The sequence below is a fragment of the Mesorhizobium denitrificans genome, assembly GCF_003403035.1.
Classification (GTDB): domain Bacteria; phylum Pseudomonadota; class Alphaproteobacteria; order Rhizobiales; family Rhizobiaceae; genus Mesorhizobium_G; species Mesorhizobium_G denitrificans.
On the sequence record NZ_QURN01000019.1, the window covers coordinates 11,265 to 23,976 of the forward strand.

Annotated in this window: 18 protein-coding genes; 9 read left to right on the plus strand and 9 right to left on the minus strand. The window is 58.7% G+C overall.

Annotated features, from left to right (window positions below; translation table 11 throughout):
* The first annotated feature begins 120 nt into the window (after positions 1 to 120).
* From DY251_RS19275 to DY251_RS19285, 3 genes are read left to right on the plus strand one after another with little or no spacing between them, the layout of a single operon-like run.
* A complete protein-coding gene (locus tag DY251_RS19275) occupies positions 121 to 3,573 on the plus strand; it encodes a hypothetical protein (protein ID WP_199498885.1) in 3,453 nt (1,150 codons plus the stop codon).
* The gene (locus tag DY251_RS19280; protein ID WP_116625596.1) at positions 3,546 to 4,016 is read left to right on the plus strand and encodes a hypothetical protein; all 471 of its coding nucleotides are present in this window, start codon (positions 3,546 to 3,548) and stop codon (positions 4,014 to 4,016) included. The genes DY251_RS19275 and DY251_RS19280 overlap by 28 nt, the downstream gene beginning before the upstream one ends.
* Positions 4,017 to 4,038: 22 nt before the next feature.
* Positions 4,039 to 4,830 (plus strand): hypothetical protein, encoded by a 792-nt coding sequence (locus tag DY251_RS19285; protein WP_158553284.1) that lies wholly within the window; start codon positions 4,039 to 4,041, stop codon positions 4,828 to 4,830.
* An 11-nt stretch (positions 4,831 to 4,841) separates the two neighbouring features.
* Here DY251_RS19285 and DY251_RS19290 read toward each other — a convergent pair whose 3' ends face one another.
* On the minus strand, positions 4,842 to 5,090 hold the full coding sequence (locus DY251_RS19290) for a hypothetical protein (protein ID WP_147307474.1): 249 nt from the start codon (positions 5,088 to 5,090) through the stop codon (positions 4,842 to 4,844).
* Between the two features lie 21 nt (positions 5,091 to 5,111).
* Positions 5,112 to 5,363: a hypothetical protein gene (locus tag DY251_RS19295; RefSeq protein ID WP_116625543.1), complete on the minus strand. Its 252-nt coding sequence runs from the start codon at positions 5,361 to 5,363 to the stop codon at positions 5,112 to 5,114.
* A gap of 97 nt (positions 5,364 to 5,460) precedes the next feature.
* On the opposite strand from DY251_RS19295, the gene DY251_RS21515 reads away from it, so the two are divergent.
* Together DY251_RS21515 and DY251_RS19300 are read left to right on the plus strand one after the other, a co-directional pair.
* Positions 5,461 to 5,637, plus strand: a complete 177-nt coding sequence (locus DY251_RS21515; protein WP_158553285.1) for a hypothetical protein — start codon at positions 5,461 to 5,463, stop codon at positions 5,635 to 5,637.
* Between the two features lie 15 nt (positions 5,638 to 5,652).
* Positions 5,653 to 5,973 (plus strand): hypothetical protein, encoded by a 321-nt coding sequence (locus DY251_RS19300; protein ID WP_116625544.1) that lies wholly within the window; start codon positions 5,653 to 5,655, stop codon positions 5,971 to 5,973.
* A 65-nt stretch (positions 5,974 to 6,038) separates the two neighbouring features.
* Here DY251_RS19300 and DY251_RS19305 read toward each other — a convergent pair whose 3' ends face one another.
* Together DY251_RS19305 and DY251_RS19310 are read right to left on the minus strand one after the other, a co-directional pair.
* The gene (locus DY251_RS19305) at positions 6,039 to 6,233 is read right to left on the minus strand and encodes a hypothetical protein (RefSeq protein ID WP_116625545.1); all 195 of its coding nucleotides are present in this window, start codon (positions 6,231 to 6,233) and stop codon (positions 6,039 to 6,041) included.
* A 19-nt stretch (positions 6,234 to 6,252) separates the two neighbouring features.
* Entirely contained in the window at positions 6,253 to 6,561 is a 309-nt protein-coding gene (locus tag DY251_RS19310) for a hypothetical protein (RefSeq protein WP_116625546.1), read from the minus strand.
* 186 nt (positions 6,562 to 6,747) lie between these two features.
* On the opposite strand from DY251_RS19310, the gene DY251_RS19315 reads away from it, so the two are divergent.
* Together DY251_RS19315 and DY251_RS19320 are read left to right on the plus strand one after the other, a co-directional pair.
* Positions 6,748 to 7,116 (plus strand): hypothetical protein, encoded by a 369-nt coding sequence (locus DY251_RS19315; RefSeq protein WP_116625547.1) that lies wholly within the window; start codon positions 6,748 to 6,750, stop codon positions 7,114 to 7,116.
* A gap of 108 nt (positions 7,117 to 7,224) precedes the next feature.
* The gene (locus tag DY251_RS19320; RefSeq protein WP_116625548.1) at positions 7,225 to 7,752 is read left to right on the plus strand and encodes a PH domain-containing protein; all 528 of its coding nucleotides are present in this window, start codon (positions 7,225 to 7,227) and stop codon (positions 7,750 to 7,752) included.
* A gap of 30 nt (positions 7,753 to 7,782) precedes the next feature.
* Here the strand turns inward: DY251_RS19320 and DY251_RS19325 are convergent, their stop codons facing one another.
* On the minus strand, positions 7,783 to 8,535 hold the full coding sequence (locus DY251_RS19325; protein ID WP_116625549.1) for an AcrVA2 family anti-CRISPR protein: 753 nt from the start codon (positions 8,533 to 8,535) through the stop codon (positions 7,783 to 7,785).
* Positions 8,536 to 8,930: 395 nt separating this feature from the next.
* Between DY251_RS19325 and DY251_RS19335 the strand changes: the two genes are divergently transcribed.
* Positions 8,931 to 9,254 carry a DUF3846 domain-containing protein gene (locus tag DY251_RS19335; RefSeq protein ID WP_116625551.1) on the plus strand — a complete coding sequence of 108 codons (324 nt, stop codon included), beginning with the start codon at positions 8,931 to 8,933 and terminating at the stop codon, positions 9,252 to 9,254.
* A gap of 56 nt (positions 9,255 to 9,310) precedes the next feature.
* Positions 9,311 to 9,559 carry a hypothetical protein gene (locus DY251_RS19340; protein ID WP_147307475.1) on the plus strand — a complete coding sequence of 83 codons (249 nt, stop codon included), beginning with the start codon at positions 9,311 to 9,313 and terminating at the stop codon, positions 9,557 to 9,559.
* Positions 9,560 to 9,562: 3 nt separating this feature from the next.
* Here the strand turns inward: DY251_RS19340 and DY251_RS19345 are convergent, their stop codons facing one another.
* From DY251_RS19345 to DY251_RS19360, 4 genes are read right to left on the minus strand one after another with little or no spacing between them, the layout of a single operon-like run.
* A complete protein-coding gene (locus DY251_RS19345; protein ID WP_116625553.1) occupies positions 9,563 to 9,793 on the minus strand; it encodes a hypothetical protein in 231 nt (76 codons plus the stop codon).
* Between the two features lies 1 nt (position 9,794).
* Positions 9,795 to 10,154 carry a hypothetical protein gene (locus tag DY251_RS19350; RefSeq protein ID WP_147307476.1) on the minus strand — a complete coding sequence of 120 codons (360 nt, stop codon included), beginning with the start codon at positions 10,152 to 10,154 and terminating at the stop codon, positions 9,795 to 9,797.
* Between the two features lie 38 nt (positions 10,155 to 10,192).
* Positions 10,193 to 10,480, minus strand: coding sequence for a hypothetical protein (locus tag DY251_RS19355; RefSeq protein ID WP_116625555.1), 288 nt, complete (start codon positions 10,478 to 10,480; stop codon positions 10,193 to 10,195).
* Positions 10,477 to 12,699, minus strand: a complete 2,223-nt coding sequence (locus tag DY251_RS19360) for a type IA DNA topoisomerase (protein ID WP_245416047.1) — start codon at positions 12,697 to 12,699, stop codon at positions 10,477 to 10,479. Before DY251_RS19360 ends, DY251_RS19355 begins: the two co-directional genes overlap by 4 nt.
* Positions 12,700 to 12,712 lie beyond the last annotated feature (13 nt).

The following is a 12,712-nucleotide window of genomic DNA, read 5'->3' on the forward strand; positions in this document are numbered from 1 at the left end:
CAACGCCCAGCGCGTTGCGCCCTCCCCCCATTTTTCTTTTAATAATTGCCATATCTTTTGTGATTGACATTTTGAGCCTGTCAAGGATTATAGAGTGAAGCGATAAGATCGGTACGAGCCATGACGGACGACGAGAAAAATAAGGCCATTGACATCATCCGAGAGGATGCCCCGCAGGTGGCTCGCCTTGAGCGTTTCTACAGCTTGGAAGCCGGGCAATATTGGCGGGCGCAGCGTGACATTCCCGAAGAGGGTATCACCGCCGGCACGGTTCTGCTGATCAAGTCCATCCGCTGGGTAGACGATGCCGCGCACACCATCATCCTGCGCTCGCATCCGAGCGTGCATGGCAAGTCAGCCTATGTCGAAATCCCGCAGGAAGATGGCTCGACACGTCGCTCATGGATCAAGTTCGAGGAACATCGGTTCCTGCTCGACAATTTCCTGTCAGCCTTTGAGTTCGAGCCGGATTTTGAGCGCGTCCGTGGCGAGGAAATCAATCAGGCCCGATCCAAGATCGATGCGCTCCAAATGGAGCTTCTGGACGCACAGCAAGACCCTGCCATCCTCGCCTCCGTGGTGGACACAGCCATGGAGGAACAGGCCCGGACGGATGCCGCGAAAGCGGAAAGCGACGGCCAGCCCGCACCATCCCTGCCGGTCCACACATCAGCAGCTTCGCGCGATCTCGCGGGCATGGCCCAAGCCAGTCTGGCCGATGCCCTGCAATCCGGCATCACGCCGGAGCGGATCGAGACCTTGCGCGCGGCAGCTTCACGAGAGCATCAGGTCGCCACCATCAAAGCGAACTGGATCAAGGACAAGACCAGCGGCATTTCCGAGGCCGTGGCGGCGCTGACGCCCTTCTACGAAGAGAAGGCGGCTGCGGCACTGGCCCGAACGGAAGACGTGCGCACCTATGTTGCCAAGATGCTGCGCGGGATCGAAACGCTCGATCTCTATGTCGGCAAGGATGTGGAGGTCGAGACGATCCGCGAAGGCGAGGCGGCCCCTCGCGATATCCCTCTCACCTTCGTCCAGAAGAAGCTCCTGATGGATGAAGAGCTGGCGGTGTTCACCGATGTTGATGAGTGGTTCGATTTCAGCAAAGTCGATCTCTTTTTCGACGCGCTGCGCAAGCATGATGAGCTGGTCGATCAGATCTTCCCGACCGAACGGTGCGTTCTGGTTATGGCCACCACTCGGCGGCATATCGACTACGGCGACAAATGGACGAGCATGGTTCGCAACAAGGCGAACCGAGAGGTTTTCCTGTTGGTGCGCAATGGCCGGAACATCCATCGCGTGTTCTCCCCCGTCGAAAGTCACCTTGGCGCATCGCGTCTGTTCCCATCCCAAGACGACCAGAAGCGCCCTTTCCGTGGGTTCGACGGCAGCGAAATCAAGTTCGATGATGTGGCCTATACCGACCGGCTCGCCGCACACGAGATGCAAGCGCTGCACTACAAGCGCTTCCTCGTGCTCGCCTGCGGCCTCGATCATCGTTCGAAGCTCTTCGGCGACTTCTACGATGGACCGCCCACGTTCGATTTTGTTTCCATCGGCTTTCAGGACCGCTATTGCCGATTCCTGCATGACGATGACGGGGCCGGCTTCCTGCCGGGCGAGGATCGGCCGGACGTATTTGCGTGGATCAAGAGCCGCAATGCCTATCTGCGCTCCGGCTCCCGCGTCCTGTGCAACTGGCGATCCCTGATGGACCCGGACACGGCTCCGGCCGCCTGCTTCCGCTATAGCAGGGACACCGGCTTTGACCGCCGCTATGAGCCTGCCGAAAACATCAGCCTCGCCATCGCTTACAGGGAGGCCCGGTCGATCTGCGTCAGCGTTGCCGTTTCTGGCCACTCCTACTCAAGCCACGGCGACCGGACGTTTAACTGCAAGGTCAACCTGACCAAAGTCCCCGGCTCGCGCTGGGGGCACACGGAAGAGGCCTATTTGTGCCTCGATGCAGTGCGGCCGGAAGAGCTGCACTGGTACATCCACAATCGCGGCGCTCGACGCGACCACATCGCCTATATCCGGTTTTTCAAGTACGCCTTGAAGTATGTCGAAGCCGAGCGGGCGGCAGAAGCCGACACCCGCCGCCGTCTGCGCCAAGCACTCGCGGATGGCAGGGTTGCAACCGGCGACGATGCCGAGGCGATCATCGATCAGGCCGTGATCGCATGGCGCGCGGCCAACCGGGGCAAGCCCCTGCCGGCGTTCGATGGCGAGACCCCGCCCGAAAGCTGGAAGTCGCTTCTCGATCAGATGTACATGCTGGCCGGAGAAGGTGCGCGAATGGTCGAGGACATCGCCGCTTTCGCCCGCGATATCGGCCTCGCGCCGCTTCGGCTGATCCTCTCCGGCGAGGCAAAAACGGTGCTCTATGCTGCGCCATCACCCGACGAATGCGATGATCGGCTTGAGCCGCACGCATGGGTTCACCGCATCACCGTCGAGCGCGGCAAGACGAAGATGCTTGAAAAAGCCCGGCGCTGGGCACGCCTTCCCCGCCTCGCCGTCTCGGAAACCACGTTGCACGAGTGGGAGGCGGCTGCGGAATGGTCCCAACGCCACACTGACTTCTCTTCGCCTGAGCACAAGGCCCGCGTCCTCGCTACCGCAGGCGGCTTTGCCGAGACGCTGCGCCCTATCAGCGGGCAGCTCAGCGAAGGAGAGCACGCAATGCTCCTGATGGACTGGACGGCTGTGCGGGACGAGCTGACGGACGGCGCGAGGTATGTGCAAAATCCGTCCATTGCGATCCCCTTCGGCATAGTCCGTGATCGGGATTGGCGTGAACTGCGTTATCTCTGCATTGCATCCAGCAACGCGCATGTGATCCTGTACCGGCTCGCACCCAGCGAGACGGCGAAAGAGAACGTCCGCAAGGCCTTTGTGAGCATCTACCGGAACAAGTCGGCCGCGCGGGAGAGATTCGCGCGAGACGTTTCCGATGAAACCCGATGGTCAGACTGGTCACTGGCGACAATGAGCCTGACCGGGAAGGAGGCCCGGTTCGGAATCTATGTCAATGGTGAGCTGGGATATCTCTATGACGACCGCTCGGGCGATCCCCTGCTCGGCCCATCGGTAAGAGAATGGCTGGCGCTGGACAAGGCAGACGACAGCAAGCGCCGTCACTTCTGGCTACCGGACGATCTGTTCAGCAAAGATGGCAGGTTCGTGCCCGACGATCTTCTCGGCAACAAACGGCCCGATGACTACGAGCGGACTGTTGTGCTCGTGATGACGGTGACGCATTCCGAGCGCCCCGACGAAAAGACCCTTTTCGCCGATATGCGCCCGGCTGATGAGGCCGACAAGAATAGCCGAAACCTCGTCTCTCTTCGGAAGGGGGAGAACGATCCCCATGTCGCAGGCTTCTCAGCCTCGGGATGGAGCAGCACGTCACAGCAGTTCGTATCGCCGTCGCATGCTCGTTCGTTCATCGAGCGGTGCGCGGTCGAAAGGGGACTTGTTGCTGTTCCCGCCCACGATCTGCCGGAGATGCCACCCGCCCCGGAAGGAATGTCCCGATGGTATATGATCGCCAAGCCGGAATAGGGACCGCGTTGCGGTTCGCCTTTGATGATGGCGGCCGATCAGCGGCCGGCTTCCGTGGCGCGGCCGGCGATTGCGTCTGCCGCTCCATCGCCATCGCCACCGGCTTGCCCTATCGCGAGGTTTACGACGCCCTCAACGGGCTGGCCGAGAGCGAACGTACCGGAAAGCGCAAGCGCGGCCGGTCATCGGCCCGCACGGGCGTCTACAAGACGACCTACCGGCGCTACCTTGCCTCGCTCGGCTGGCGCTGGGTGCCGACCATGAAAATTGGTACGGGCTGCACCACACACCTGCGGGCTGGCGAGCTGCCGGCGACCGGTCGCCTGATTGTATGCGTCAGCCGGCACATGACCGCCGTGATCGACGGCGTGATCCGAGACACGGCCGACCCGTCACGGGATGGCTCTCGCTGTGTCTACGGCTTCTTCGAGAAGGGCCTGTGACATGGCGGCGCGTCGAATACCCATGAGAGCCATGATCCGTGCGATCTGGAAGGACCATGACAAGCCCGAGCGCTGGGAAGCGCTCGCTGATATTGAGGACCGCCTGTCCGACCGAATATTTTTCCAGACCTTTGTTTCGGTCTGGGAGAATAGCGAATCCAACGACGCCCATCTGTCCTTGATCGACAGGTTGATCGCCGCTCGCGGTGTCACAGCCGACCGGGTGATGCCGGCGCTGGGGAAGCGGGACCGCGATTTCCTCGACAACCTGCCCGATCCGATCCGCGTCTTTCGGGGAACCACGATGGAGAACCCCTACGGCGACTATTCATGGTCAACCGACCGGACGAAAGCCGAATGGTTTGCCCGGCGCTGCTACGAAGCGACGCCAGCTCTGGCGACGGGAATGGTGCGTAAAGCCGACATCCTGTTTGCCTACGCTGGACGTGGTGAGAGCGAGATCGCTGCCAAGCCGGATGTCGTCTCGCGCAAGCGGCTGCGGGCCATCGGCCGGTGGCAGCGGAACGCTGAGTACAAATTCTTCGCCAAGGTGCAGGGCACTGCCTTCTTGGACCGCGAAATGATCATGCTGCAAATAGCGTCGGCCGAGAAGTTCGGCACCACACCCGAGGCGACAAAAGAGCGCCTTTACCGATATGCGGACGATCTGGAGGCGCTTGGCTTCAAGTCCGCGCCAGCTCGACGGCGCGCGATGCTGGACAGCATTGATTGGGCCTCCCTGATCGCGATAGCGAAAACGAACACGGAGGCGCTGAGAGAGCTGGAAAAGCTTTTGGCGAACGCAGCGGAATAATGCCGCAAGGCTCAGTAGTTGAAGACGCGGCGCTCTGCGAGCTGCGCGGCCTTGTCGATACGAAGATCGTAGACCTCCATGATGCGTTGCATGTTCTTGCCGTCATACTCGGCCGCAACATCGCGTGATGATTGCTCCGGCTTCACAAAGACCGGATAGTCCTCGTGATCGAAGGTATCGCAGACGACGATCATGTGCGTTGCGCCCAGCGCGGCCCCGCGCTCGAACCATACGCTGATATCACTCTTGGTTGCCGCCATCATATTCTCCTTCTCTGAAACTTACTTCGCATAAATATGCGGCCGGCTCTGCCTGTCTTCCCGCAGCAGGACAGCACCGTAGTTTCTCCGCGCGCGATCTTGCGCATCGAGCGCCACGCGCCAGCTCTCGGCGTCCATCGGCCCGGCCATAGCATTCACCGCGTCTTCATACTTGCGTTGCGTGATCCGCCGGGCCTTCGAGGCATCGGGTGGAAGATTAAGCTTAAAGCCGGCCGGTCTCGTGACCCTGCGGTCCAAATCGGCATAGGTCATCGTATTATCTCCGCTCTTATTCTTGCCATATCTTTTGCGCTTGACATTTTGGCATGTGCCATGCCACAGATCAAGCCTTGATGAACGAGGGGCTGCTATGTCGGTCAAAAATCACACATCGACTGATTACAAGGCATCTGCCAGCATCAATCTGTGGGCCGCAAAAATGATGCGCCTGAAGGGTGATGAACAAGCCGCAGTTGCTCATTTCAATCTGGCTGATCTTTACATCAAGCAGGAGCTGCGCCGCTACCAGCGCGATCAGTCCAAATAACGCCCGGAGTATGAGATGGATTTGAAGACCTTCACAAGCAATGCAATCGTCCAGATTCTGGAGGGACTGGCCGATGTTCAAAAGCAACACTCGCCGGGCGTAGAAAAGCCGGAGGACGGTTTTGACCAACGAGGCATCTTCTATAAGGTCAGCTACGGCATTTCAACCAACGTTCATTTTGACATAGCTGTTACAGCCGAGAACGCCGCATCTGGCAACGGTGGTATTTCCGTGATGTCAGCATTCAAAGCCGATGCGGAGGCTTCTCGTAAAACCATAGAAGTCAGCCGAATATCCTTTGATGTAAATATTCGACTACCTAAAGGTCTACCGTAATTAACTAAGGGGCATCACGACATTGACTGATCTGACCTGACACGTTTCTTTGAGCGTGATACCTCTCAGATTGCCGCATAGGCGGCGATCTTCTTCATGCGATCCGCGATGACGTGCGGATCGAACACACCATCCTCTTCCAGCTTCGCCTTCACGGAATCGGGAAGTTTTGCAAATTCGTCGCCGATCTCATTCCAGAGGTCCGCTACGGTATTGAGTGCCGCTGCTTCCGGCTTATGCGTGGTCGAAGTGTCTGCCATCTTGAAAAATATCCGCTCGTTAGAAGGAAGGGCCATAGCCGAAGCTGCGGGCCGGACTTGGTGTCGGCTTTTTCTGCTCCACCTGCTCGATGCCGGCGTCATCCTTCATCGTGCGTTCTTCAAGAATAGCGTCCGCCACCAGCTTCATTTGCTGCGACCAGTAGCCGGGGTCCATCTCACCTTTGGGATCGGCCTTCTCGATCAGCTCTATCACGTCAGGAGTGAAATGCCGGTAGGCGTCCTGTAAAGCCCGATCAACCTCCTTGAGCTTCTTCGCGATGGAGGCGAGCACATCGGCTGCTTCATATTCATCATATTTCTCTGCCATCTTCGGCCTCTCAAGATCGAGATTGTCACCCTTCCACGCTGTCCGGTCCCTACTATATCACAGCGCTGGCCCGACAGCTCGCAGGTGCCCCGTTCGAATATTCTCGCCCTTTTTCGTCTGTGACAGGCACAAAGGTTTGACATTCGAGATGAACCCGGCACGATTGTATAACTCGGGAGCCGCAGGATGTCATTCGAAGAGTTTTTGTCGCTTACACCACCTTTAGTTATCACCATTGCTTTCGGCGTCGTCGCTATCATGGTCAGGAAGTTCACTGCCGGCCGATCAGTGAGCCGGAAGTCAGAGAACGCCGACCAAAAGGAAGAGCCATTACCGCCGCCCATTGGCGAGGCCCGCGTCATGTCGGAAATGTGGGATGTGCTGATTGTCTTGATTTTACTGCTCGCGAATGCCGGATTGATGATCTACGCATTTTCGCTCGACCGATCCGATCCTCGCCAGCTAACGGGCCTGATGTGGACCACCGTCGCTTCTCTCGCGCTAGCCGGCTATGTTGTCTGGAGAGTGCATTTGCTGATCAACAGGACCAAATAACATCCTTGGGCGATGCCTCAGCAAGCCGCGCTGCGGATTTCATCTCGACATTAAATTGTGTCTATGAGATCAATGTATAACTTTTGAAACGCGCCGAGGAACCCGCCATTGTCAGAGAATCCGAAGGAGCCTTTGTCCCGCTATCGGCTGTCGCTGATCATTTTCGTCAAGCCGATCCTGACGGCTCTTGTTGGGTTTGCCTTACTGGTCTGGCTGTGGGGCGCGGAGAAGGAAACGCTCTATCGGGTGATGGCCCAAGTTGGGGGGCCGAGCTTCACGAGCTGGTACGCTGCATTCTATCCCAAGCTGATCTTCTATGGACGGATCGCAACGTCCGTTTTTTCAGTGATGCTCTTCCTCGTCCTGTTTCAGCGGCTGATCGTATACCTCTCGACCGAGCTGCGGATTTTCGATGACGCGGTGCTCTGGCGCACTGGCTTCATCCAGCGCAACGTATTCACCATTGCCCTGCCCGAAGTCATCGGCGCAAATTTCAGGCAATCCGTGCTGGGACGCCTGTTCGGCTATGGGTCTATCATGATCAGTTCGCGGGGCGACGATCAGATTTTCGCCCGCCTGCTGAGTGGCGCTCCAGCCGCCTCGGCCGAGATTATGGCTCTCAAATCGAAAAGCTAGCATCCGAGCCTCTTCGCCCGTCTGTCCGCCCTAAATCTTGACCACGTATTCCGGTTTGACCGGAACACCATCTTCCATGTTCACACAGCAAGGCGGGATCGGGATCACGCGACCATCCGCCAGACGCCGAATGTGCCCGCGCCGCCAGTGCGGCCGCACCGTCCATCCCCCCTCGCCTTTCCTCTGCGCTGCCGCTCGTTGGCTTGCCCGAACATCGATGACGACAATAGGGCCTATAGGGAGCCTTCCCTTGCGCTCACGTTGCTTGTTGAGACGATCCGGGGCAGGCTCTTCACGTCGGATCGCCTGCGGTGTTGCCAGCGCTCCAAGCAGAGCCGCCACAGTTCCGAAGCCTGCATCGACCAGCAGTCCGGCCGAGTCACTGTCCGCATGCGTCACCAGAACATGCTTGTGATCGCCAACGACCCTATGCCCGAGCTGATTGACGAAGGCGAAGCCACTCCGGTGCATGTTCTCGAACATCACACGCACGGAGAGCGAGATCATCCGGCCATCTTGCTCGCTGTACGCCTTCTCGCAAAAGGCCGCCATCTGAACGGTCTCATCCAAGACTTTTTGGGACCATGACACCCAAAAGAAATCGTGCGGAACCGGGGCAATTTCCGCGTCCCACAGCTCATTGGAAAAGGAAATGAAGGTATCCAGCGTATCGGAAGCCTGATCGCTCTCTGCGAAGCTGAATGAGAACTCCACAATGCTATCTGCGCAGCTCTGGATATAGCGAGCAAGCTGATCGGCTTCCCCTGCCGGCCATGATTCCATCGGGCGATACTTCCCGTTGCGAATATGTTCAAGGGCGGTGTGTAATCTCATCGGTCAGCCGTACCTCTTCATTCCGTGCTTCCAAAAGCCGACCCGCGCAATGGTCGCATGCTTGCCGCATTCGCAAACGAGGCGCGGCGCGACCTCTTCCAACGGCTTCTCAAGGGTGCCTGCGGATAGCTCCCTCAAGGGCTTATGCACGACCTTGCAGCAAACGATCTGGAGGTGCGTGTAGCCGTGTTCCTGCATCATGCTCGATATCGATCGATTGCGATTCATGATCGATCACGGCCCTTTCATGCCATTGCCAATTCTTTTGTGCTTGACATTAAGCCGGAAGCTATGAGAATTGTCAATCAAGAATAGGACGAACCAGCGCCGAAGAAGGAACAGTGATGCCGGGAACCATGATTTTCATCGATACAGATGGCCACCGCGACGAACGCACGCTGAAAGCTGCTCCAAAGCTGGAAGAGCTTCAAAAGATGGTGGGCGGATACATTCAGCTTGTGCCGCTGTTCAGCCGCGTGGCTCACAGCAGTGGAATGCAAAAGTGCGTCGTCCTCTGCAACGAGGACGGAAAGAACCTGAATATGCCGCTAAACCGCGAAGCCACTCGCCTGTGGCAATTGTCCGCTGGCAAAGCGCCGATTCAAGACGTGCTCGTCGGCCCGATTGTGATCCTGTTCGGCGATCCATCCTTCATGGAAGCGCTATAAGGCGCAGTGTGGTAGACTTGGCCAGTAAGACGAAGAACCATCACACGGGAGATAGCATGTATACACTTCTTGACCTTTGGCTCCGATACTCGGCTTTTGCGATGTCGAACATGATGTCGATGATCAGGTTCCTTTATGATCGTCTGCCATTTCATATAGCGATGGTCATTGTTATCGCCCTGCCATTCGCGCTCTATGCTATCCTCCCCATCATGGTCTTCAAAATGCTCGCTGTGGCGACGGTTGCGCCCTTCATCACCTTCCTTGTTATCGGCCTGCACGCGGCTGTGACTAGGCATGCTTGAGACCTAAAGGCCCAAATACCGATTGCCTTTGTCGGTCAGATTGAGAGACCGCACGCTCCCTTGCGTGATCACGGGATAGGAAATCTCCGCAAGCTCATGATCGAGAAGGACGCGCAGCCTACGCCATGGGAGATTCTGTTCCTCGCCCCGCGCGATAAGGGTCAAATCCTCTTGCGCGTCCCGCTGCTGCTCGGCCGTCATCGGCCGGACTTCATACCAATCGATCTCGCTCATCTCACTTCCCCTGCCGCCGAAGCTGGTTCGGGCCGTACTTGTCCGTGAAAATCAGTGTCGAGCCTTTCAACTGCAAGGTCGTGTCGGTCTGAGAAGTCCCCTCCGTGTCGGCTGTGCCGCAATTGAGCCGCATCCGCCAGCGGTTTGCCCCATCGGCCTTGAGGGATTTGATGGTGCAACCTGTATCAGGGCCTAAATCGACCGACCGACTGTCGAAGTTGATTTCAAGATCGTCTTCACCAGCCCAGACGCCGGAGAGTGTTTTGTCGGCACTGGCCGGCGCAGCCAAGGCTACGAGAGTTATGATCGAGATGGCCGCGCCGGCCGCCCTGCCCCTGACTTTTCGTCTGCTCGTGTTCATCCAATTTCCTTCCTTCTGGACCTTCGGTAGGCCTTGCCTCATTCAACGACTTCGACGACTTCGCATCCGATGACGATGGAACCCACCCCCTCGTTCAGAAGGCGCAAAAGATCGCGTCTCGACGCCGCCGCCAGCGTGACTTTTTCGATCTGCATCGGCGACCATTCTGCTTCCGGGTCGGACGCCAGAGATTTCCGAAGCTGATCGAGATCATCTCTTGCCTCATCGACTGTATCGAAGAACATGAAGCCGATACCATCATCATGCCACCGATCTTCATTCATGGGGCGGTTGCACAGCGTGGATGTGTAGAAAACCTCCGTCATCTAGCGCCCTCTTTGCGCTTCGCGCCTTTCTTTCCTCCCCGTTTTTTCAAAGCCTTGTCGATCCACGCCCTCAGTTTGGTGGCGCTTGCGATTGCATCATCCGGCACCGCAACGCTCTGCTCGGCCGCGAGCTTCTGTGCAAACTCGATCTGCTTTTCGCTTGGCCGGGCATTCGCCAGCGCCGCATCGATCCATGCCTTGAGTTTGGGCGCGCTCGCCATCGCGACCTCGGGAACGGTGGTCTCCTGCTCGGCCGCCAGCTTGCGGGCGAACTCGATCTGCTTTTCGCTCGGCCGCGCGTTGACCAATGCTGCGTCGATCCACTCGCGGAGCTTCCGGCTACTCTCGAACGCCTCATTGGGTATGGTGATGCCTTGCTCACCAGCGAGCTTCCGGGCTAGTTCGAGCTGTTTTTCCGATGGCGTGAGTGAAATTACCGGGCCGGGCTTGCCGCCATTATCTTCGCACAGAACCTCGCACCCTTCCCGATAGCCGGTACATCCGAAATAGGTGCGCCCCTTCTTGCTCCGGGCCAAGCGGAGGGGCTTGCCGCAGCTCGGGCACGGATAGGTCGGCGTCAGCGCGGCGAGCTTGCCCAGCTCCCCGTCAAGGCGGGTATTGAGATCATGCACCACGGGCACATACTGGCTCTTGCCCTCAGCAATGAGATCTAGCTGGGTTTCCAGCTCCTTCGTGAAATCATACTCGGCAAAGCCGAAGCGACCGACGAGCTGCCGCACGATGGCACGGCCTGCCGGCGTCGGTACGAGGAAGCGCTTCTCGACCTTCACATAGGCCTTGCCGCAGATGTTCTGGACGATGGCCGCGAAGGTGGACGGCCGGCCAATCCCCATGGCTTCGAGTTTCTTGATCAGACTGGTTTCGGTGTAGCGCGACGGGGGCTTGGTGGCCTTCGGCACAACCTGGCCCCCGGTCGCGTGGACGTTCTGTCCGGTGGAAAGCACCGGGACTTTGCCGGATGCTGCGGCCTCTGCCACGTCTTCGTCGTCGTCCTTGTCGTCGTCGCTGGCAACCACTTTCCAGCCGGGCTTCACGAGCACCGCGCTCCGTGCGCGGAACTGGAAGGTGTCTGCCCCCTGCCGGCAGGAGAGATCGAGCGTGACCGTGTTGTATTCGGCATCGGCGAGCTGCGATGCGACGGCTCGCCGCCAGATCAGCCGATAGATGGCCTTCTCGTTCTCAGTGTCGCCGGCATCGAGCACTTCGGGATGGGTCGGGCGAATGGCTTCGTGGGCCTCCTGAGCGCCCTCCGGCAGCTTCCATCTGCGCTTCTTCTCGGCGACCGGCCATCCCCTGCTCTGCGCATAGGCGGCCATCAGCGCCATCCCATCGTCCGACAGGTTCGGATTGTCCGTGCGATGATAGGTAATATGCCCGTTCTCGAAGAGCTTCTGTGCGCAGGCCTGCGTGACCGCAGGCGGCAGCTTGAGGGTTGCGCCGGCTGCTTGGAGCAACGCCGATGTCGTGAACGGCGCGCCCGGCGCGCGCATCGCCGGCTTCTGGCTGGCAGCGGCAATCGTGAAATCCCGGCAGCTCGCTGCCCGCTCGGCCAGTGCGCGATCAAGGACATACTCGCTCCCCTCGTTCAGGAAGGGCTTCGTCTGCCATTCAGCCGACCATTCGCCGTTTTCAAACTGCACCATGGCGGTGAAGTGATCCGTCACCTTGAAATTATCGATCTCATCCTGCCGTTCGACCACGAGCCGGACAGCCGGAGACTGGCAGCGCCCAGCCGACAGCCCCATACCGGCCGCATCGCTGATCGGATAGGAGACGCGGTAGCCGATCAGTCGGTCGGCTGCGCGCCGGGCTTCCTGCGCATCGACAAGGTGCTGGTCGATCTGCCGGGGAGACGACAGTGCCCCGCGAACGCCGGACTCTGTGATTTCATTGAAGGTGACTCGCTTGTAATGCGAGAGACGCAGATAGTGGCGCAGGTGCGCCGAGATCGCCTCCCCTTCACGGTCGGGGTCGGTCGCGAGGTAGACTTCATCGGCAGAGGCTGCAATGCCTTTGAGCTTGCCGATGACGCTTTTCCCTCTGTCGGATAGCTCGTAATCGAGCTTATATGAACCGGGTTCGATTGCCATCTTGCCATTCGGAAGATCGGCGATATGGCCTACACTGGCTTCGACGGTCCATCCGGCTCCGAGAATCTGCCGAATTTTCGCAGCCTTTGTCGGGCTTTCCACAATCATAAGGTTTGCCAAA

Bases quoted from the DNA above. Each gene is read 5' to 3' on its own strand.
- DY251_RS19325 (WP_116625549.1), bottom strand. From the start codon at position 8,535: ATGGAATCATGGCCGGCAGGGGAAGCCGATCAGCTTGCTCGCTATATC.
- DY251_RS19350 (WP_147307476.1), bottom strand. From the start codon at position 10,154: ATGAACACGAGCAGACGAAAAGTCAGGGGCAGGGCGGCCGGCGCGGCC.
- DY251_RS19295 (WP_116625543.1), bottom strand. From the start codon at position 5,363: ATGACCTATGCCGATTTGGACCGCAGGGTCACGAGACCGGCCGGCTTT.
- DY251_RS19290 (WP_147307474.1), bottom strand. From the start codon at position 5,090: ATGGCGGCAACCAAGAGTGATATCAGCGTATGGTTCGAGCGCGGGGCC.
- DY251_RS19285 (WP_158553284.1), top strand. From the start codon at position 4,039: ATGAGAGCCATGATCCGTGCGATCTGGAAGGACCATGACAAGCCCGAG.
- DY251_RS19345 (WP_116625553.1), bottom strand. From the start codon at position 9,793: ATGAGCGAGATCGATTGGTATGAAGTCCGGCCGATGACGGCCGAGCAG.
- DY251_RS19340 (WP_147307475.1), top strand. From the start codon at position 9,311: ATGTATACACTTCTTGACCTTTGGCTCCGATACTCGGCTTTTGCGATG.
- DY251_RS19305 (WP_116625545.1), bottom strand. From the start codon at position 6,233: ATGGCAGACACTTCGACCACGCATAAGCCGGAAGCAGCGGCACTCAAT.
- DY251_RS19315 (WP_116625547.1), top strand. From the start codon at position 6,748: ATGTCATTCGAAGAGTTTTTGTCGCTTACACCACCTTTAGTTATCACC.
- DY251_RS21515 (WP_158553285.1), top strand. From the start codon at position 5,461: ATGTCGGTCAAAAATCACACATCGACTGATTACAAGGCATCTGCCAGC.
- DY251_RS19280 (WP_116625596.1), top strand. From the start codon at position 3,546: ATGGTATATGATCGCCAAGCCGGAATAGGGACCGCGTTGCGGTTCGCC.
- DY251_RS19300 (WP_116625544.1), top strand. From the start codon at position 5,653: ATGGATTTGAAGACCTTCACAAGCAATGCAATCGTCCAGATTCTGGAG.
- DY251_RS19335 (WP_116625551.1), top strand. From the start codon at position 8,931: ATGCCGGGAACCATGATTTTCATCGATACAGATGGCCACCGCGACGAA.
- DY251_RS19360 (WP_245416047.1), bottom strand. From the start codon at position 12,699: ATGATTGTGGAAAGCCCGACAAAGGCTGCGAAAATTCGGCAGATTCTC.
- DY251_RS19355 (WP_116625555.1), bottom strand. From the start codon at position 10,480: ATGACGGAGGTTTTCTACACATCCACGCTGTGCAACCGCCCCATGAAT.
- DY251_RS19275 (WP_199498885.1), top strand. From the start codon at position 121: ATGACGGACGACGAGAAAAATAAGGCCATTGACATCATCCGAGAGGAT.
- DY251_RS19310 (WP_116625546.1), bottom strand. From the start codon at position 6,561: ATGGCAGAGAAATATGATGAATATGAAGCAGCCGATGTGCTCGCCTCC.